Origin of the sequence: Secundilactobacillus folii (assembly GCF_009720675.1) — a bacterium.
Taxonomy (GTDB): domain Bacteria; phylum Bacillota; class Bacilli; order Lactobacillales; family Lactobacillaceae; genus Secundilactobacillus; species Secundilactobacillus folii.
On the sequence record NZ_WNJO01000005.1, the window covers coordinates 101,022 to 121,289 of the forward strand.

18 protein-coding genes are annotated in these 20,268 nt (G+C 45.9%); 15 read left to right on the top strand and 3 right to left on the bottom strand.

The features are described 5' to 3' along the window. Positions 1-16: 16 nt before the first annotated feature. Positions 17-2,425: a Xaa-Pro dipeptidyl-peptidase gene (locus GM612_RS05495; protein WP_155431380.1), complete on the bottom strand. Its 2,409-nt coding sequence runs from the start codon at positions 2,423-2,425 to the stop codon at positions 17-19. 149 nt (positions 2,426-2,574) lie between these two features. On the opposite strand from GM612_RS05495, the gene GM612_RS05500 reads away from it, so the two are divergent. Next, on the top strand, positions 2,575-3,720 hold the full coding sequence (locus GM612_RS05500) for a cation:proton antiporter (protein ID WP_155431381.1): 1,146 nt from the start codon (positions 2,575-2,577) through the stop codon (positions 3,718-3,720). Between the two features lie 143 nt (positions 3,721-3,863). On the opposite strand, the gene GM612_RS05505 is transcribed toward GM612_RS05500, so the two are convergent. Continuing rightward, the gene (locus GM612_RS05505) at positions 3,864-5,273 is read right to left on the bottom strand and encodes an amino acid permease (RefSeq protein ID WP_155431382.1); all 1,410 of its coding nucleotides are present in this window, start codon (positions 5,271-5,273) and stop codon (positions 3,864-3,866) included. Positions 5,274-5,612: 339 nt separating this feature from the next. Between GM612_RS05505 and GM612_RS05510 the strand changes: the two genes are divergently transcribed. The 9 genes from GM612_RS05510 to GM612_RS05550 all read left to right on the top strand — a co-directional run bounded on the left by GM612_RS05510 (position 5,613) and on the right by GM612_RS05550 (position 12,169). Further along, entirely contained in the window at positions 5,613-6,038 is a 426-nt protein-coding gene (locus tag GM612_RS05510) for a bis(5'-nucleosyl)-tetraphosphatase (RefSeq protein ID WP_155431383.1), read from the top strand. A gap of 11 nt (positions 6,039-6,049) precedes the next feature. Next, positions 6,050-6,613, top strand: a complete 564-nt coding sequence (locus GM612_RS05515; RefSeq protein WP_155431384.1) for an AAA family ATPase — start codon at positions 6,050-6,052, stop codon at positions 6,611-6,613. A 115-nt stretch (positions 6,614-6,728) separates the two neighbouring features. Next, positions 6,729-7,166 (top strand): Fur family transcriptional regulator, encoded by a 438-nt coding sequence (locus tag GM612_RS05520; protein ID WP_155431385.1) that lies wholly within the window; start codon positions 6,729-6,731, stop codon positions 7,164-7,166. Positions 7,167-7,272: 106 nt separating this feature from the next. Continuing rightward, positions 7,273-7,791, top strand: a complete 519-nt coding sequence (locus tag GM612_RS05525; RefSeq protein ID WP_155431386.1) for a hypothetical protein — start codon at positions 7,273-7,275, stop codon at positions 7,789-7,791. Between the two features lie 13 nt (positions 7,792-7,804). Beyond that, positions 7,805-8,758: a DUF6681 family protein gene (locus GM612_RS05530; RefSeq protein ID WP_155431387.1), complete on the top strand. Its 954-nt coding sequence runs from the start codon at positions 7,805-7,807 to the stop codon at positions 8,756-8,758. Positions 8,759-9,274: 516 nt separating this feature from the next. Further along, a complete protein-coding gene (locus GM612_RS05535; protein ID WP_155431388.1) occupies positions 9,275-10,015 on the top strand; it encodes an amino acid ABC transporter ATP-binding protein in 741 nt (246 codons plus the stop codon). 19 nt (positions 10,016-10,034) lie between these two features. Next, positions 10,035-10,868: a transporter substrate-binding domain-containing protein gene (locus GM612_RS05540; RefSeq protein WP_155431389.1), complete on the top strand. Its 834-nt coding sequence runs from the start codon at positions 10,035-10,037 to the stop codon at positions 10,866-10,868. Beyond that, on the top strand, positions 10,865-11,503 hold the full coding sequence (locus GM612_RS05545; RefSeq protein ID WP_155431390.1) for an amino acid ABC transporter permease: 639 nt from the start codon (positions 10,865-10,867) through the stop codon (positions 11,501-11,503). Before GM612_RS05540 ends, GM612_RS05545 begins: the two co-directional genes overlap by 4 nt. A gap of 12 nt (positions 11,504-11,515) precedes the next feature. Further along, positions 11,516-12,169 (top strand): amino acid ABC transporter permease, encoded by a 654-nt coding sequence (locus tag GM612_RS05550; RefSeq protein ID WP_155431391.1) that lies wholly within the window; start codon positions 11,516-11,518, stop codon positions 12,167-12,169. Between the two features lie 306 nt (positions 12,170-12,475). Here the strand turns inward: GM612_RS05550 and hflX are convergent, their stop codons facing one another. Further along, entirely contained in the window at positions 12,476-13,750 is a 1,275-nt protein-coding gene (hflX, locus tag GM612_RS05555) for a GTPase HflX (RefSeq protein WP_155431392.1), read from the bottom strand. Positions 13,751-14,364: 614 nt separating this feature from the next. Here hflX and GM612_RS05560 point away from each other — a divergent pair. The 5 genes from GM612_RS05560 to GM612_RS05580 all read left to right on the top strand — a co-directional run bounded on the left by GM612_RS05560 (position 14,365) and on the right by GM612_RS05580 (position 20,215). Continuing rightward, positions 14,365-16,002 (top strand): peptide ABC transporter substrate-binding protein, encoded by a 1,638-nt coding sequence (locus GM612_RS05560; RefSeq protein WP_155431393.1) that lies wholly within the window; start codon positions 14,365-14,367, stop codon positions 16,000-16,002. 173 nt (positions 16,003-16,175) lie between these two features. Then, positions 16,176-17,105, top strand: a complete 930-nt coding sequence (gene opp3b / locus GM612_RS05565) for an oligopeptide ABC transporter permease (RefSeq protein WP_155431394.1) — start codon at positions 16,176-16,178, stop codon at positions 17,103-17,105. A 17-nt stretch (positions 17,106-17,122) separates the two neighbouring features. After that, positions 17,123-18,145 (top strand): ABC transporter permease, encoded by a 1,023-nt coding sequence (locus GM612_RS05570; protein WP_155431395.1) that lies wholly within the window; start codon positions 17,123-17,125, stop codon positions 18,143-18,145. Positions 18,146-18,158: 13 nt separating this feature from the next. Next, a complete protein-coding gene (locus tag GM612_RS05575) occupies positions 18,159-19,256 on the top strand; it encodes an ABC transporter ATP-binding protein (protein WP_155431396.1) in 1,098 nt (365 codons plus the stop codon). Then, positions 19,256-20,215 (top strand): ABC transporter ATP-binding protein, encoded by a 960-nt coding sequence (locus GM612_RS05580; RefSeq protein ID WP_155431397.1) that lies wholly within the window; start codon positions 19,256-19,258, stop codon positions 20,213-20,215. Before GM612_RS05575 ends, GM612_RS05580 begins: the two co-directional genes overlap by 1 nt. Positions 20,216-20,268: the final 53 nt, after the last annotated feature.

The window sequence follows — 20,268 nt, forward strand, 5'->3', positions numbered from 1 at the left end:
CATCTTATCACTAAGTTTACAGGTGTGGAAGTTCCAACCAGCTATTCGCCAAGGAAACGGTATAGGTAATGTTTTGGTTCCCGCGGACCGTCATACCGAAGTCTGTTGCGTACACCACGACTCCTAACTGATGCCCAGCAGTCAGCCGATAATGAGTTGGCTGGAGTTCAAGCTGAACATCATACTGCTTACCCGGTTCGACCGTTTCGACTTGGGTCAATGACGACCGGTTTTGCAAGTTCAGATGGGCTTTAGAGATCAATTGATACGGGGTGACTTTGGGCGCTAACTCAAACTCCCGTAGCTCCTCTTTTCGCCACTGGTAGCCTAGAACCATTGCTTGGCGAGCCAGGGTCGTCGGTAGCTGCTTTAAGCGTTTAAAGTTACCAAAGTCGATCAGTTCAGCGCTGATCAGACCGATATTTTGGGTGGAAGCAACTTGTAAATGCAGAATTGGGTTGCCGTCAAGCACAAGTTCGCTAGTTCGACTTGGTGCTTTGAAAATCAATCGGTGTCCCTTAAGGGGTGACACAGCCGTCAGCAAGTCACGCTGCCATTTAGCATTATCCTTGGCGTAGGCTTCAAATTGGGCTTGCTTAAGCTGGTCATTAAACGTAGCAGTCCCGCCATTTTCTGGGTGATTGCTAAGGCCATTTGGTGTTAAATAAGCCTTTGCAATCGCATTATCGGGATTTCCCCAGTCAGGGAATGCCTGCCAGCTTTCTGGTTCGGAATTATCTTGGATCAACACATCTGGTAAGATTTTTTCAGCGTGGTTATCGAGATCATATAACTCGTGTGAAAGCCATAAATTGACCATGTCAGTGAAGTCTAGTGACCGGAAATTATTGATGTAGATATGGGGACCCTGATGCAAAATCATTTTCCGCACAATCGGCAATTTACTGGTGGCACGCCAAAGCTTTTCAGCGTTACGCGGTTTAACGTTCCAATCATTTAAACCATGGACGATCATGAGATCAGCCTTAATATTTTGGGCGTTTTGACGATAATTTCGTGCCGCCCAAAAGGCGTTGTAGTTACCAGTTCCACGGTCTTGATCCTTTGCGATGGTGGATAATTGTTGCTGCCACTTGGTTTTAATGCGCGCGTAATCACCAGCTTGCTGTTGGCGAGAAAAGGTTTCTTCTGCCAGCACGTCCGCATCTTCACCGGGGAAGCCACCGGGTGCGATGACCAGACCGTTTTCGCGGTAGTAGTCGTACCAACTGGAAATTCCAGCCTCGCAAATAATCGTTTTTAAACCGTCCACCCCAGTTGTGGCAGCGGCGGTTGCAAGCGTTCCAAGATAGGAGCGACCCGTCATTGCGACATGGTGATTTGACCAACTGGCATCAATGGCCGTATTAGCAGTCCGGTTGGTGAAGGCGGTTCGTTTACCGTTCAGCCATTCAATAACCGCAATTGTGGAAGTTGTTTCTTCCGGGTCACCAGTCGTTCGCAAGCCATCTGATTCCTTGGTACCGATGCCAGCGGCGTAAACGACAGCGAACCCCCGAGCGAGAAAATAATCGTTTAAACTGTAATCAAAGCTGTTGCCAAAACCTTCGTCCGCTTGGGAGGTATGGTCGTTAACCACCCGTGGTTCTGGCACCTGTTGCGATGGTGTATTGGGCGTTAAAACGGTATTTGCCATTACCGGTTTTTCTTTCAGCGCGATGTTAACGTTATGTGTTAATTTGTCGCCAGCTTCATCATTAGTTCCTTGATTGTACGGTGAAGCGGTGTACAGCACGGGTACCTGCTGCACGTTTGATTCACTTGGCCGGGTGATTTCGACTTTTAGCAAGTCACGCAAGCCGTCACGGTCACTGTCCTGCGGGGATTCAACGTAAACAACTTCGTGCAGGAGCTGGTCGGTGTCAAAGACTGGCTGGGCTTTGCCGTTAAAAAATAGCGGTTTGGGCAGTTTCACATGCTGTTTCAGGCGGTAGAAATAGCCCCGACTGGCTAACTGGTCTAAAAAGGTCTGACCGGTCGTGGTATGGGTGACCAGTAACTGATACCAAGCGTGGACGAGGTCATCGTTGTTTAAAACTGCGTGTTCAAACGTCGGCAAATGAAGTGTGGACTTGATTGCAGCTGGGTGATTCAAGTCAAATTTCCGGTCGACCTCGAACCCCAGTAGCTGCAGGATGATGTTTAAAACGTGTTGGGGCTTGATCGGCGTTTGTGTCTGGGTCAGCGAGAGTGCATCTAAATTCTCCGCAGCCAGCAAGTTGGCTAACTTATTGTCAGCTGCTTCAGTGGTGGTCACTTCTGGGAAACTATGCTGCAGCAAGAGGTGTAAGAACCGGTGTGATGCTAATTTAAGGTTGTCCTCATTGATGAAGCGAAGATTAAATAATTCCTGTTTTTCTTCTTTTAGAGTTGTTGGTGCGATAGCAAATTGATTAAGTTTCATTCAAACCCCTCCTGTATAGGCATGTTTTGAATCCCATTATAACCCTTTTTGGGGCGGCAGCAGGCGGTTGACTAGGCGGAAATATCGCGGTCATGGTACACTGGAAGATATTGATATCACCGTGTTATAAAAAGAAAGGAATCGGTTCATTGAATTATATCGGCGAAATTGCCCTGATTTTATTTGCGACGACCATTGCCGGCGCGCTCAGCCAAAGGGTGGGTATTCCTAGCGTGATTGGCCAGCTATTGGTCGGGGTGCTGCTTGGGCCCGCCCTGCTTAACTGGATAAAACCGGGTGAACTGGTTACGGTGGGTGCAGAGATCGGTGTCATCATCTTGATGTTTATGGCCGGACTTGAAAGTGATCTAAAACTGCTGAAAAAGTATTTTAAGCCAGCAATTAGCGTTGCGACCTTCGGCGTGATCTTACCGATGGCCAGTTTTTACATCTATGGTATTGTGATGCATCAGAGCTTTGAGCAAGCCGTTTTTTGGGGCGTGGTCTTTGCCGCGACCTCAGTCTCAATTTCCGTTGAAGTTTTACGTGAATTTGGTCGGCTGAACTCTAAGGAAGGGGCGACCATTCTTGGGGCTGCCGTCGTTGACGATATTATGGCCGTCTTGATTCTCAGTATCTTTGTCAGTATGTTTTCCAGCGGCAGTCGCAGCGAGCCTAATTTAGCGCTGAGTCTAGCGGAACAGGTGGCTTACTTCGTCATGGTTTACGTTTTGATTCGCTGGATCGCGCCGGTTTTGATCAGGTTGTTTGAGCATTTGCCAGTTCCGCAGGCGGTGCCGATCATGTCTCTAATTATCTGTCTGGGAATGGCTTACTTAGCTGATTTCACTGGGCTTAGTGCTGTGATTGGTGCCTTCTTTGCCGGCATTGCGGTGGCTCAGACCAGCGCCCGAGAAGAAGTCGAAACTAATATTAGCCCAATCGGATACGCATTCTTCGTTCCAATCTTCTTTGTCAGTGTTGGCTTGGAAATGCGTTTTGACCACTTCTGGAGTAATTTCTGGCTGATCATTGGCATGACCGTTGTGGCAATTCTCTCGAAGTTGCTGGGTGGCGGTCTCGGGGCGAAATTACTGGGGTTTAGTTGGCGCAGTGCTTACATTGTCGGTGCCGGCATGGTCTCGCGAGGTGAAATGGCGCTGATCATCGCTCAGATTGGTTACCAGACCAAACTGCTGGCACCGCAATTATATTCAGAACTGATCGTGGTCATCGTTTTAAGTACCGTTTTGGCGCCGTTACTGTTAAAAAACGCTATTAAACAACTGGAATAGGCCGACGCTATTTTGCTAGAGCTAATGCGCTTAATTTGGATCAAAATTAAATCAGGCGCTGCTAGACGATTTTCCATTTTTGGAAATTCATTTGGCACCGCCTGATTATTATCATCTAAACGTGCAGCATTTCAATTAAGAACTTAGTGTTCAACTTTATCCGGCTGGTTCAGACGGCTGTGATGCATCCCGTACGTAAAGTACAGGATCAAGCCGAAGATAAACCAGATGCCAGAAGCGATCCAAGTTTCAGCCTGCAACTGCGTCAGCATGAACAGGCACAGCAGACCGGAAACGATTGGTAGGACCGGATACCAAGGGACTTGGAAGCCCTGATTATTTTCAATTTCTTTGTTGTGGCGTAATGGAATGATACCAAAGGACACAAACAAGAAGGCAATTAAAGTACCGATATTAACCAGGTTAGTCAGTTGATCCAGTGGGACAAAACCACCCATGACAGCAATGATGACCGTGATGGTTCGTAGGCTGTTGATTGGGTTGCCACGGTGATCCAGTTTACCGAGAAACTTTGGCAGTAAGCCATCCCGTCCAATCGAGTAAATCAAACGTGATGAACTATAGATCATCGTGACCATCATTGTAAACATACCAGCCAGCGCACCCAAGGCGATGATACCGGCTGCCCAGTTTTGGTGGACGACTTGCAATGCAAAGGAAACCGGATCGGCAACGTTTAATCTAGTATAGCTGATCATACCAGTCAGGATAATTGCGACCAGCACGTATAGAATAGTGGCAATGATCAGTGTGCCAATAATCCCCACTGGCATGTTGCGCTTAGGATTCTTAACCTCAGCAGCAGAACTGGAAACGGCGTCGAAACCAAGGTAAGCGAAGAAGACGGCGGAAGCGCCGGCGAAAACGCCCTTGGTGCCAAACGGCAAGAACGGATGCCAGTTGCCCGGTTTAACGTAAAAGGCGCCGACGATCACGAACAGCAAAATAATGGCAATTTTGACAAATACAATGATGTTGTTCACACGAACTGAAGATTTCAAACCATGACCCAGCATGAAAGAAATGAGCAGTACGATAATGATGGCAATCCAATTACCGTAAGAACCGTGGGCAATATCTAAAGGACCAACGATGGCAGCGGGGACGTCAACGCCAAAGCCACTCATGAAGGATTTGAAGTAGGCCCCCCAAGCACTGGAGACTGCGGCGACGGCCAGCACGTATTCTAGAATCAAAGCCCAACCCAGTATCCAGCCGATGATCTCACCGTAAACAAGGTTACCATAGGAGTAAGCACTGCCCGCAACCGGTAACGCCGAGGCGAATTCAGCGTAGCACATTGCGGCTGTCGAGCAGACGACCGCAGCAATGATAAAGGATAAAATAATGCCTGGACCGGCCTTGGTAGCGGCAACTGTCCCGGGCAGAATAAAGATCCCAGTCCCAATGACGGCGCCGATACCTAATGAAATCAAATCAACTGCTGACATGGTCTTAGCAAATTTTTTGTCAGTTTCCAAGTAGCTGTCAACTTTTTCCCGACGAAACAAACGTGAAATGAAAGATGACATAGAGGTTCCTCCATAGAAATTAAAATATAAAAAGAATTTTCAACTCATTCTAACTTTTTGAAGTTGTAAAAGCAACGTTCAATCGTTTGGTGAAGTTGTGATTGAACACGTTCTGTTAGGCTATTAGGCCACGCCAGAAAGCGTTCATTCATTCTGTCATTGGTGCTAGAATTCAGCTATTGTGCATTTTAAAGGGGGAATGAATGGCAAAGGGAACAAAGTGATTTGAATTTTGGCCACTCAATGTTTGATCCAGGCCAAAAAAATTGTTCGCAGTGTTTGCTTGCTGGCGCGAATACGCTAAAATAGTGGTAATTACTTTTTGAAAGGATTGATTTAATGACGACTGAAGTAGCCAGTGGAGCTGTTGTTTACCGCGTTCAAAACGGTCAGCCTGAGTATCTGCTGCTCAAAAGTGCAACCAGTGATTTCTGGGGGTTCCCCAAAGGACACGTTGAAGGCGACGAAAAATTAGCTGAGACGGCTGTTCGTGAGATTCGTGAAGAGACCCAGCTACACGTATCACTGGACACCCATTACCACGACGAACTTAAGTATGAGCTGCCCAATGGCAACCATAAGGAAGTCCACTTATTCATTAGTGAAGTACCCGCGGATTCGTTGATCACCAAACAAGACGTTGAGATCAGCGACTACGGATGGTTCAACGAAGCTCAGGCGGTTGACCGATTGACCTATGACAATTTGAAACAGCTCATGAAACGTGCAAATCAATATATTTCAGCTAAAATTGCGGCTGGCTAACGGGGGCTAACATGAAGCACGTGATCGTCATTACGGGTGCCACAGGAACTGGAAAAACGACGGTGAGCACCTACTTAAAATCTAAATATCAGATTCCGCGGATCATTACCCATACCACTAGGCCCAAACGCCCAGGGGAGAAGAACGGTGTGGATTACTACTTTGAAACCCCAGAATCATTCTCTCAAAACCACTACCTTGAATCGGTGACCTATGCCGGTTATCAGTATGGGTCGTCATTTGAAGGGCTGCAGCGGGCATTTGAAAAAGCCGACCTTGTCAGTATTGTCCTAGATACCAAGGGGGCTGAGACCTATGTGCAGCAGCTCAAAGAACAGGTTGTCGTCCTTTTCTTGACCGTCAGTCGTGCCACAACGTTGCACGAGCGGTTGAGGGATCGTGGCGATCAAATTGAAATGATCAAATCGCGGATCAAGAGCAAGGAATATTTCCGTGACCTTTTTTTGCCAGCAGATTTAAAAAAAGTGGCGCAAGTGCTCCAAAATGATGATTGGAATCAGACGCAAGACAAGCTAGACGAGCTGGTAGCATCGTTGCAGCCATCTTCGTTATAATCTTTTGAAGACATATGTGTAAATGTTCATGTATTTGTGATACACTTGCTTAAGCGTAATGATTATTATTTAAGTTAACGTTTAATTGGTAGTATTTAAAAAGAGGTGCCACAACATGCAGCAAGGACTTACACAAGCATTGGCGGAATTGAAAAAGAACCATCTTAAGGTGACAAAGCAGCGCAGGGCTTTGCTAACCTATTTGTTGGCCAATCAGGATCACTACCACGATGTGACCCTGGTGGACGATTACATGCGTCAGCAATTTCCCGGTATGAGCCATAATACGATCTACCGCAACATCAAGGAGTTTGAAGAAGCTGGCATGGTGGAGCAGCAGGTTCAAGGTGATCACGCACGGGTTAAGTATCAGTGTGATTTCAGCCATTTGCATCACCACCACTTTATCTGTCAGCACTGTGGCAAGGTAACGGAGCTCAAGGAATGCCCAATGGATATCTTTGAGGCCCAATTACCAGGCTATCAAATTAACGGGCACCGAATTGAACTTTATGGTCTATGCCCTGACTGTCAAAAGCTGGTGGCTCAATAGTGGTATCACGACAAACCTTAGTTAATATTTAAGGTTTGTTTTGTTGTTTATTCATAATAATTTGAGATACTAGAGAGTAATATAAAAGTGAAGAGGAGGCCATTTTATGGCATATCGAACGCCGCCATTTATCACTCCGTTCGCAATTGTTTCGATTGCGCTAGCATTGAGTGCGACTAATGTGGTGGTCAATTCAGTGAGCCATTCTAACGAAGGCGCACCGGCGAGCTCAAAAGTCGTGTCGACTAACTCCACAAGTGTCAATAATCAATCATCAAAGTCAAACGATAAGTCTTCCAGTAAGAAGAATAGCAGCAGTGACTCAAGTTCAAGTAAGAAGGATTCTAGCTCCAGTCAAAATCAAAATAGCAGCAGTACAACTAATAACAATGAAACGGGCACTAGCAGTGCAAAGAGCACGACGACTAAGTCTAAGTCAAGTCGGTCTAATACTGGCAATACCGGTACCACCGACAATACGACCGGCAATGGAACTACGCGCAGTAGCGGATCCGGCACTGAAAACCAGACTAATTCTGGCTCGACCGGCAACGCTAATACGACTTCAACGTCTGGTGGTACGGCTGGCACAACTAACAATGATACACAAACATCAGGACAGTAGGGGGTGACAACGCTTGTTTAGTTTATTAGATATGATCAACCACTACTTGGGGTTCGTAAACCTCAACGTGAAGCTGAAAAACCGAATCTATACCATTCTTGGAGCAATTGGTGTTGTCTACCTGCTTTACGTGTCGATTCGTTGGATTCAAAATGGTTATGCGCTACGTGGCAGTTTGATTCTGCTTGTTGGGATTATTCTCGCGTACTTTCTCGTGATGAACATCTTTTACTATTTTACGGAAAAACAACCACCCTTTGATATTTCACCTAAAATTGAAAAATTACTGGGGAAAACCCTGGGCGGCACGGATCCGGCGGCCGAAGCCGAACAGCGTGAGCAACGGACACAGGGTAACAGTCTGTTGAACGGCGCTAACATTCCTGCCAATGGGCTCTTCGACAGTAAGAAGATCCTGCCAGGAAAAGTGACGGTTGACGTGAATCAGGCGGCTAATATTTCTCAGTTAGCTAATCAGCTGCAGCAGATGTCGCTGATGAAACCTGACTATGGTGGTCTAGGTGTTCGTGAGATTGCTCAGCAGTTGAAATCACAGCACAAACCGGTATACGCCATTGGCCTGGGAGTCAATATTCCTTATTTCGAGTTGCAGGACGTGGGAGATGACCTAATTGTCTACGCTGGGATCAATCAGGCTCAAAAAGCACCGATGGGTAAGGTCTCAACCGTTGGTCTGCAACCGATTAAGGACGTGGCTGACAAGGTCAAATTATACCTGGCCAACGTTATCCTAGTCGGCGGACCGTACATGGAAATGGGTCGAAATGAGCCGATTGAACGGCAAGCTCCCTATATGATTCGAGTTCAATTAGCCTATGAGCGGGAAAATCATGGAGCCCAGGAAACAACTCGCTCAACGGGTCGATCTACAGCCAAGAGTTCTGACTACCGGCAACCGGAGCAGGAGCCAACTATGCCTACTTCCAGAATGAAACGCTACCACTAAATTGATGATTAAAACTGGTTAAAAAATACTCACTAATTAACCGCTAATTGCAGTACTCCTTCATCGGGAGCGCGTAATTAGCGGTTTTTTAATTTTGACGTTCTAATTATCCTCTCATAGTTATAAAACGATTTCGTTAAAATGAATATTTTTGCGTCTGATGAAAAATTTATCGTGGGTTTTAAAACTTGATTTGGCGCTATTTTTTACCTAAGACAACCCACAAGGACGGACTTTAGGAGTTTGTTTGCTTTGACCATTGCACGAATATGGTTTAGTATTTATATTGAGTTAAAATTAAAAGCGTATGAAATTACTCACTTCAAAACAGTGTCAGTGCGTGTACACTTTTGAAAACGCGACTCAGGCGAACTGTGATTCCGAATAGTTTCCAGCCGTATGAGCGAACAAGCTGTATGATTCCCAATCGAACCGTGTAGCTTGTTCGTTTGTCGAATAGGGACAATTAATTTGGGAGATCAAGCGCAAATTTTCATAAGGCGGAGGGGAATAAATATGTCCATGATTGAATTTCAAGACGTACAGAAGTATTATGGCGACTTTCATGCCCTGCATGACATTAACCTTACCATTGATGCTGGGGAAACCGTTGTTCTAATTGGCCCATCAGGTTCAGGAAAGTCCACTTTGATTCGAACTATCAACGGTTTGGAGACGATCCAAGAGGGTAAATTGATCGTTAATGGTCAGGACTTGGCCGAACGAAAAACGGATATGAACCGGATTCGTAAAAACGTTGGCATGGTGTTTCAACACTTTAATCTGTATGCCAATAAAACCATTTTGGAAAATATCATGTTAGCACCGCGGCTGGTCTTGCATCGACCGGAGGATGAAAATAAAAAATTTGCGATGGATCTGCTGGATCGAGTCGGTTTAGCTGATCAAGCACCTAAGCTGCCAGCCCAGCTTTCTGGTGGGCAGCAGCAACGAATCGCAATTGCGCGGTCGTTGGCGATGAAGCCAAAAGCACTGCTGTTTGATGAACCAACTAGTGCCCTGGACCCAGAAATGATTGATGATGTGCTAAATGTTATGAAAAACATTGCCCGTGACTCTTCCATGACGATGTTAGTTGTGACCCACGAAATGGGCTTCGCTCGTGAAGTGGCCAACCGGGTTGTTTTCATGGCAGATGGCCGGATTTTGGAAGATGACAGTAAGGAGAAGTTCTTTGATGGTCAACCGTCAAATGAACGGGCACGTCAATTCTTAAGCAAGATTATCACCCACTAATAATTAAGGAGATGTGAGCATGAAGAAATTATTCCGATTGATCAGCATTATCATCTCTAGTTTGGCATTAGTACTTGTCCTATCCGCCTGTGGTTCCAAACCACTGTCGGCGCAAAACGTGGTGACACGTGCTAAACAAACCAATACGATTACTTGGGGTGTAAAGGCTGATACGAAACTGTTTGGTCTGATGGATGTCAAGACTGGTCAGATCAAGGGGTTTGAAGTTGATTTGGCAAAGGCAATCACCAAACAGATCTTAGGGCCAAAGGGCAAAGCTGAATTCGTTCAAGTTACCAGTTCGACCCGGATGCCACTACTGGAAAATGGGAACATCGATGCGATTATGGCGACGATGACGATTACGCCTGAACGCGAAAAGCAAGTTGATTTTTCCCGTTCCTATTTTGATGCTGGGCAATCATTGCTTGTTAAGCAGGGCAGTCCAATTAAAAACGTTAAGGATCTCAATAAGAACGGTGCCACCGTTTTAGGTGTGGTTGGGTCAAACTCCGTGCAAAACGTTGCCAAGTTCGCGCCAAAAGCGAAAGTGTTGCAACTCTCTGATTATGCACAAGCGATGACCGCTTTGAAATCTGGTCAGGGTGAAGCGCTGACGACTGATAATGGTATTCTCGCCGGGATGTCAGTTGAAAATCCTGGTTACGTCTTAGTTGGTGGTAACTTTACGAAGGAACCATACGGGATCGCCATCAATAAACACCAAACGGAATTTCGTAAGGATCTGAATTCGGCGCTGACTAAAGTCGAACAGAGTGGCCAGTATAACCGGCTGTTGAAGAAGTGGTTTGGTAACGTTAAAGGCATGCATTATAAGGAGATGCTACGATGATAGCTATTTTTCAAAACTATGGCGGTCTACTGCTTCAAGGATTCGGTCAGACCTTATTGTGTAGCATCATTGCACTGTTCTTTAGTTTGATTATTGGATCCATGTTTGCAATTTTTGAGACCACGCCAGTCAAATTTTTACGGGTAATTGCCCGCATCTATATTGAAGTCTTTCGAAACATTCCACTACTGGTAATCACGATGTTCTTTTTCGTGGTGATTCCGATGTTTGTGGCGAAGATCAGTGGCTTTGCGGCCGGCACGATTGGTTTGACGATCTACACTTCTGCATTTATCGCCGAAACGGTTCGGGCTGGTATTCAATCCGTTGACCCTGGGCAAATGGAAGGTGCCAGAGCTAACGGTTTGTCATTCTGGCAGGCAATGCGTTATATCGTGTTACCACAGGCCTTTCGATACGTCATTCCACCTTTGGGCAACCAGTTTATCAACCTGGTTAAGAACTCATCAGTCCTAGCCTTCGTGGCTGGCTTTGATTTAATGTATCAAGGCAATGTCATTGCGTCAGATTCACTGAGCACAATGAGCACTTACGTCTGCATTGGGTTGCTGTATCTGGTCATCACGTTGCCGTTGAGTTACTGGATGCGGTATCTGGAAAAGAAACTAGCCTAGGGGGGTGCGATCATGAAAGACTTTATTGATGCTTATTCGTGGATCAACATGCGTTACTTATTTCAGGGCCTTGGCATTACGGTGATCGTCTCCATTGCTTCAATTGCTGGTAGTTATGTGATCGGAGCTCTTTTAGGCATTATCCGGTACGTTAACATCCGCTTCATTTCGCCGATCGTCGGCTTGGTTATTGATATTATTCGTAACCTACCATTGCTGCTGATCATCTTCTTTACTTACTTCGGCCTGCCAAACCTTGGTTTTCGACCAAGCAGTATCTGGGCAACGATTATTGCGATGATCGTGTTCGAATCAACAATGATTGCTGAGATCGTTCGTTCGGGGATTCAAGCCGTTGACCCTGGCCAAATGGAAGGTGCACGCGCGAATGGTCTGACGTACGCGCAAGCCATGCAACACATCATTTTACCTCAAGCGATGAAAAAGATGATTCCAGCACTAGTTAGTCAATTTATTTCACTGATCAAGGATACATCACTGGCAACGATCATTGTGCTGCCAGACTTGATGCATAATGCTCAGATCGTGTACGGGCAAAATTCAACGTACATTTTGCCAATGTTCTTGATGCTGGCAATCATGTACTTCGTTGTTTGTTACGCTTTGTCACTTGTCAGCCGGTCGTTGGAACGACGCTTGAACTAATTAAATTCAAAAGACAGTTGCCGTTATGCCCGCTTTGTTGCGAATGTGGCGGCTTTTCTGTATTTAGGTAAAGATTGAATTAAAATATCAGGCCATCAAATAAGATGCACCAAACATCTAGTCATTTTGGTAGATGTTTGGTGCATCTTTCGTGATTTAATTAAAATTATGACTAAGGCTTAGACAAGCGACTTTCCTGAATACTTGCCAATGGAACTAGGAATTTTAAAGAAACTATGCGTGATCCAGCAGTCTTGATTGTAGCCGAATCGTTTCTGTCACAGTGCCACATCGCAATGCATTCGGTTATTCCGTAACGTACTTGCCAAACCGCTGGTAATCAATATCGGTGACTTCGGCCTCGATCTTAGTACCTGCTTCTACGTAATCGGTTGATTTGACCGTGGCGTGATCGTTGAGGTACGAAACAACGTCACCATCAGCAAACGGGATCAAGAAAGTGGCGTCAACGTAATTCTTAAAGACTTTTTCCCGAATGACGTCAACTAGTAAGTCAATTGATTTTGAATCGTTAGCGGAAATGACGATCTCGTCGCCAGCTCGCGATGGATAGGGATTATCCGTTAGGTCGGCCTTGTTATAGACCGTGATCATTGGCAAGTCTGGAACGCCAATCTCGTTCAAGGTCTGCTTGGTCGTTGACATCATGTCGACCCGGTTAGGGCTGGAGTAGTCGACTACTTGCACTAACAGATCAGCGTTAGCCGCCTCATACAGGGTTGATTTGAAGGCCTCAACAAGGGTGGTCGGCAGCTGCGAGACGAAGCCAACGGTATCACTCAGCAGTAATTTCTTTGAATCGTCAAATTGTAGCTGCCGGACGCTGGTATCAAGCGTGGCAAACAGCATATTTTTGACCGTAACTTGCTTGTCCTCGTTCATTCCGTATCGTTTGATCAATTCATTCATAATAGTCGATTTGCCGGCGTTTGTGTAGCCGATCAACGCCACGTTTGGTAGCTGCACCCGCTCACGTTGCTGACGCTTAACGGCCGCGGACTTATTAACATCCTTTAGTTCGTGACGGACGTGATTGATCTGGCGTTGAACCGTCCGCCGACTTAATTCGATCTGGGCTTCACCAGCACCACGGTTGGTGAACCCGCCACCGGCACTCGTCCCAGTTTGTTGGTCGAGACGCTGGTTCATGGCCGTATGCAGTCGTGGCATTTGATATTGCAGCTTAGCCAGTTCGACCTGTAACTTAGCTTCGCGGCTCTGAGCGCGGTTAGCGAAAATGGCTAAGATCAGACCAGTTCGGTCCATCACCGGCACCTTAACAATTTTTTCCAGATTCCGAATCTGACTGGGGGTCAGTTCGTCGTTAGCAACTACAACTTCTGCGCCGGTGTCGACAACCACGTCGCGCAGTTCTTCCACTTTACCAGTCCCAAAGTAAGTGCCAGCAATGGGCTGACTTAGATTTTGCACGATGGTTTCTACCACGGTCATGTTATTGGCTTCTGACAAAGCTTTTAATTCTTCCATGGCATAATCAAAGTTATAGCGCCCCGTATTCAGGCCAATGTTAATGACCGGCACCAGTTCGCTGTTATCCATGTTGTCACCGTCCTAACTTTTTCTTAAGTATACCACAGCCTAGCGGTGCCCCATCATATAGAGGCCGTTGGGCTAGGGCTGTTAAAATCCAGGGACCGATAAGCAGCAAACGGACCTTTCACATCCGAACGGAATTTTAGCCCAGTGATTATTAATGAGTCTAATGTTGCCGCTCAGATTTTGAACCGGGTTTTGTAGCTTTCAGAAGAGGGTTGGCGTGCTGGGTAGTTCGTAAATATTTTACTGCATAAATATGGTTCATATGTCTAAATCTGTATATCAACCCAAATGTTTCTTGTGCACAATTGATTTTTAAATCAATACAGGCTAAAATAATGAGAGTTCTTTCATTCAAACGCCAGCGCATAAATTCTCACGTATAATTGCAGTCTGATTCTAATATTGGTAGATTTTCGTAAAGTTATCCGGAACTACGAAAAAATATTCAAATCATAAAAACTATATAATCAGGTTTTACGGGGTATATCACGTTAAAAATGATAAAACAAGATTGATTTTAATTGTTTTCTAATATACAATAAAATCATTCTTCGTATTACATAGTTTCATGATTTCCATGCGGAGTAATCTATCATTTTGGGAGTGAGTTGGGAATGAGATTTAACAAGGCATTAGCTTTAGGCGCTGTCTCTGGCGCTTCGTTATTGTTGTTAGCTGCTTGCGGTTCTAGTAAAAGCAGCAAAAGTTTAGCCAGCAACCAAACCCTTAACTGGGTTGAAACGGCCAATATACCAACAATGGATCCTTCAAAATCGACTGACATCGTCAGTGGGGGCGCTTTGAATAACGTTGATGAAGGCCTATTGCGAATTGGTCAAGGATCTAAGCTTCGTCCCGGGGTTGCCAAGTCTTACAAAGTCTCTAAAGATGGTAAGACCTGGACGTTTAACCTGCGTCATTCGAAATGGAGCAACGGTGATCCCGTCACCGCCAAAGACTTCGTTTACGGCTGGCAACGCACCGTTAAACCAAGTACGGCTTCCCAGTATGCTTACCTGTACGACCACGTCAAGAACTTTAACGCGGTCAACAAGGGTAAGATGGCTCCGTCTAAGTTGGGTATCAAGGCGGATGGCAACTATAAAGTAGTTGTTACCTTGTCAAGACCACAGTCATACTTTAAGTACATTGTTGGTGCTCCGGCATTCTTCCCGCAGGATCAAAAAGTTGTGACTAAGTACGGTTCTAAGTTTGCCGCGAACTCGAAGAACGCAGTTTACAACGGTCCATTTAAGCTGACCGGCTGGACTGGTACCAACAACACTTGGACCTTAGCCAAGAATACGAAGTACTGGAACGCTAAAGCTACCAAACTGAAAGCAGTTAAGTTCCAAGTTATTAAGGATCAAGGGACTTGGCTCAGTCAGTATCAAAGTGGTAAAGTTGATGAGTTGATCACTGATGGGACACAGTACAAGCAGTTTAAGAATTCTAAACAAATGCATTTGCGGAATTCTGCTTCGACTTTCTACCTCGAAATGAATCAACGGAAAGGCGGCTACTTCAGAAATAATCTGGACGCCCGAAAAGCTGTTTCGATGGCGATCAACAAGGGTCAATTGACTAAGGATATCTTGGCTGACGGCTCGCAGGCACCTAAAGGATTGGTTCCGACCAACTTAGCTAAGAAGGGTGGCACCGACTTTGCTGATGCGTCAAACGTGAAGTCTGGGACGGAGTATAATTTGACTCAGGCCAAGGCACTTTGGCGTCAAGGCTTGAAGAAGGCCGGTAAGTCAAGTACCAGCTTGGAACTGTTAGCTGATGATACCCCTGCTGGCAAGAAGACGGCTGAATTCATCCAGAGTCAATTGACGAAGTTGCCGGGTCTGAAGGTCAACGTTGACACCGTACCATTCAACGTCCGTTTGTCGCGTTCAACAAAGGGTCAATTTGACATGGTTATCGGCGGCTGGATCGCTGACTTTCCTGATGCCATTTCCTTTAGTTCACTGTTCACTTCAACCAACGCTTATAACCGTGGTCAATGGAAGAACAGCACCTATGATAACGACGTTAAGAACGCTGAAGGTAAGGATGCCAACAATGCAAACGCACGTTGGAACGATTTGGTTAACGCAGAAAAAACGTTGATGCAACAACAAGGGATCGTTCCTCTGTATCAACAGACTCAAGCACAGATGTTGAAGTCGAAGGTTCGTGGCGTTCAATACTTCCCAACTGGTGCTGAATGGGACTTCAGTCACGCTTACATTTCGAATAGCAAATAGTTAGTTATCGGTAAATAAATGGGAATCATCACAATTACAGAGATGATTGTGATTATAGGTAATAAGTAGTGGAAGTAAGAGACCGGAGCTGCTAGGTTCCTTTCTCTTACTTTTACATATGTACTAAAAAGTGCAATGATATGATATAAGTATCAAGAATGAGAGGTATCTTCATGGCGAAATATTTAATCAAGCGGATCTTCTACCTGCTGTTGACGCTGTTTATCGTCATTACCGTTACGTTCTTCATGATGAAGCTGCTGCCTGGGACGCCGCTGCAAAACCAGCAAAAATTGTCGCCGTCACAACAACACTTGATTTTGAAGCAGTACGGGTTGACCAAACCAGTCTGGCAACAGTACCTAATTTACGTGTCAGGTGTGTTCCACTTTAACTTCGGGACGTCTTTCCAGTTTAGTGATCAGCCAGTTTCTTACTTGATTTCAAGTCGAATTGGGCCGTCATTACAGTTAGGGGTCCAAGCAATGATTCTGGGTGTCATTCCAGGAATCGTGGTTGGTGCCTTAGGTGCAATCAGGAAGAATACTTGGGTCGACGCCACCACCACCATCGTTTCGATTCTTGGGATCTCGATTCCAAGTTTCGTTCTGGCTGTCCTGCTGCAATACTACATCGGCTTAAAACTCGGCTGGTTGCCAATTGCTGACTGGGGAGGTTTCTCCTATACGATTCTGCCAACAATTGCGTTAGCTGCGTCGCCGTTCGCCGATACGGCGCGGTTTATTCGAACCGAAATGGTTGATGTGTTAAATTCTGATTACATTGAACTTGCCCGGGCAAAGGGCCTGAGTAAGTGGGGCGTGATCTATCACCATGCGCTTCGAAACAGTTTGATTCCGGTTGTGACCATTGTTGGACCGTTGGCCGTCAACATTATGACTGGTTCAATGGTCATTGAAAACATCTTCTCGGTTCCTGGGATCGGGGATCAATTTGTCAAATCAATTTTGACCAATGATTATCCAACAATTATGGCGGTTACCATTGTTTATAGTGTCATGCTGATGGTTGTACTGTTGATCACTGATATTCTCTACGGCATCATTGATCCTCGAATCAGAATTACAGGCGAAAGTAACTAAAGTGGGAGGGCAAATAAATGGCTGATGAAGTAAAGCTGCCTGCAGATAGTTTTGAACCGCTTGATAAATCGAAACATCTTGACAGCGAAAAAATTGCGGCACCAAACCTCACGTTCTTACAGGATGCTTGGCGCCGTCTAAGGAAGAACAAGAGCGCCATTATTGCCATGGTCATTTTGATTATCTTTTTCATTATGGCTTTTGGTTCGGTGTTCTTTTCACCGCATAATCCAAATGCAGTTAATCCGCAATACGCTAACTTACCGCCTAAATGGCCGGGAGTTGGTATCAATGGTTTAAACGGAACACTGGTTCAGGCCGGCAGTCGAATCAACGCGTACCACGCAGCTGGTGCGGGTGCCAATGTGCACTACTGGTTAGGGACTGATTATCTCGGCCGTGACTTATTTTCCCGGATCCTTTACGGGACGCGGATTTCATTAACGGTTGCCGTTGTGGCAACGGCGGTGGATCTGCTGTTTGGTGTCACGTTTGGCCTCTTTTCCGGTTGGAAGGGCGGCTGGATCGATAACTTCATGCAACGGATAATTGAAATCATCATGTCAATTCCAACGTTGGTTGTGGTTGTGTTACTGATCTTGGTTTTGAAACCCGGGATGATGTCGATCACAATTGCCATTGCGTTTTCTAGTTGGACCACCATGGCCCGGCTGATACGAGCGCAGACCTTGGAGTTAAAAGAGCAGGAGTATGTGCTGGCAGCTAAAACGCTTGGTGAAAGTTCCATCAAGATTGCTTTCAAGCACTTACTGCCAAATCTATCGAGTATCATTATCATTCAAACAATGTTCACGATTCCCAGTGCGATCTTCTTCGAAGCGTTCCTATCCTTTGTTGGGATCGGGATCAGTTCGCCAAAGGCATCGCTTGGTACTTTGCTGAATGATGGGCAAAAGAACTTCCAATTCTTGCCATATCAGATGTGGTATCCAGCAATCGTGCTGTCGGTTATCATGATTGCCTTTAACATTTTTGCCGATGGTCTGCGGGATGCCTTTGATCCGCAAACGAAAGAGTAGGTGAGACGACAAAATGGAAAGTAACGAAAGTATTTTACAGGTCAATCACCTTAAAATTAATTTCAATACCTACGCGGGAACCGTTAAAGCCATTCGCGATGTCAGTTTCGACTTAAAGAAGGGCGAAACGTTGGCAATCGTTGGTGAATCCGGATCGGGTAAAACGGTAACTACCCGTTCGATCATGGGTCTACTGGCTAATAATGCGGTGGTTGCAGGCGGTGACATTCAATTTCACGGTAAGGATGTATTGAAGATGTCACAACGCGAACTGGAACAACTCCGCGGTGCTGAAATTGCCCAAATCTTCCAAGATCCGATGACCTCACTGGATCCGACCATGCGAATTGGCCGGCAGATTGCCGAACCGTTAATGGTCCACAAGGGTGTCAAGAAAGATAAAGCTATGGCGCAAGCCTTGGAAATGATGAAGCTGGTTGGGATTACTGACGCTGAAAACCGAATTAACGATTATCCGCACCAGTTTTCTGGTGGGATGCGGCAACGGATCGTGATTGCGATTGCGTTGATCAACTATCCTGAAATTTTGATTGCTGATGAACCAACCACCGCTTTGGACGTTACGATCCAAGCCCAAATTTTGGACTTGATGCGTGAACTTCAAAATAAAATCTCCACTTCCATCATTTTCATCACTCATGATTTGGGTGTGGTTGCTGGAATGGCTGACCGAGTTGCTGTGATGTACGCTGGTAAAATCGTCGAATATGGAACCGTTGACGAGATTTTTTACAATCCCAAGCACCCCTATACTTGGGGACTGCTGAGTTCGATGCCGACCCTCGAGACCAATGGTGATGAATTACCGTCGATTCCCGGGACGCCACCAGACTTATTGGATCCGCCCAAGGGTGATGCATTTGCCCCACGAAACAGCTATGCCTTAAAGATCGATACGCAACGAGAACCACCCTTTTTTAAGGTGTCTGATACGCACTACGCTGCAACCTGGCTCCTGCATCCAGACGCGCCAAAAGTGACGCCGCCGGAACAAATCATCGCTCGCCAAGCGAAGTTTGCTAAGATGCAACAACAGCTGACCGAAGAGGAGCGGCACCATAAAGTCGAGGAAGAGGAGGAACAGCAGTAATGGAGACTAAAAACGCTAAAAAAGTGCTTGAAGTCAGTCATTTAAAGCAGTACTTCAACGTCGGCAAAAAGGATGAAGTTCGTGCCGTTGACGACATTTCCTTCGACATTTATGAGGGTGAAACGTTTGGTCTGGTTGGTGAATCCGGTTCTGGTAAGACCACGGTCGGCCGTGCCATCATTCACTTGTACACGCCGACTAGCGGGTCCATTAAATTTGATGGGCAAGAAGTGATTGGTATGAAGCGTGGGCCAAAGATGAAACAATTTCGTCGCGACATGCAGATGATTTTCCAAGATCCCTACGCGTCGTTGAACCCCCGGATGAAGGTTAAGGATATCGTTGCCGAGGGTATCGATATCAACCACCTTGCTAAAAATGATGAAGACCGCAGTAAGCAGGTTGCTGATTTACTGGCCACGGTTGGGTTAAATCGGGATCATGCTAGCCGGTATCCACATGAATTTTCGGGTGGGCAACGACAACGAATTGGTATCGCCCGGGCACTGGCCGTTCAGCCAAAATTTATTATTGCTGACGAACCGATTTCTGCTTTGGACGTCTCGATTCAAGCACAAGTTGTTAATTTAATGAAGCAGCTGCAGCGCGAGCGCAATTTAACTTACCTGTTCATTGCGCATGACCTTTCGATGGTTAAGTATATTTCTGACCGGATCGGTGTGTTGCACTATGGGCGGATGCTTGAGGTGGGCTCTTCTGATGAAGTTTATAATCACCCCTTGCACGACTATACCCGTAGTTTACTGTCGGCCGTTCCGGTTCCCGATCCGGAGTATGAGCGGACTCGGACTCAGATCGAATATGATCCGAAGTATGAGGATGGCTCAAAGGACCGTGAACTAGTCGAGATTGCGCCGCATCATTTCGTTCAGGCAGCGCAAGATGAGATTCCGATGTACCAGGAACGGGCGAAGAAGATGGGACTGGAAGTCTTGTAGAATTTGAAATACAGCCTGGTTGTAACAAGAGACGAAATTAGTTGAAAGTTGAC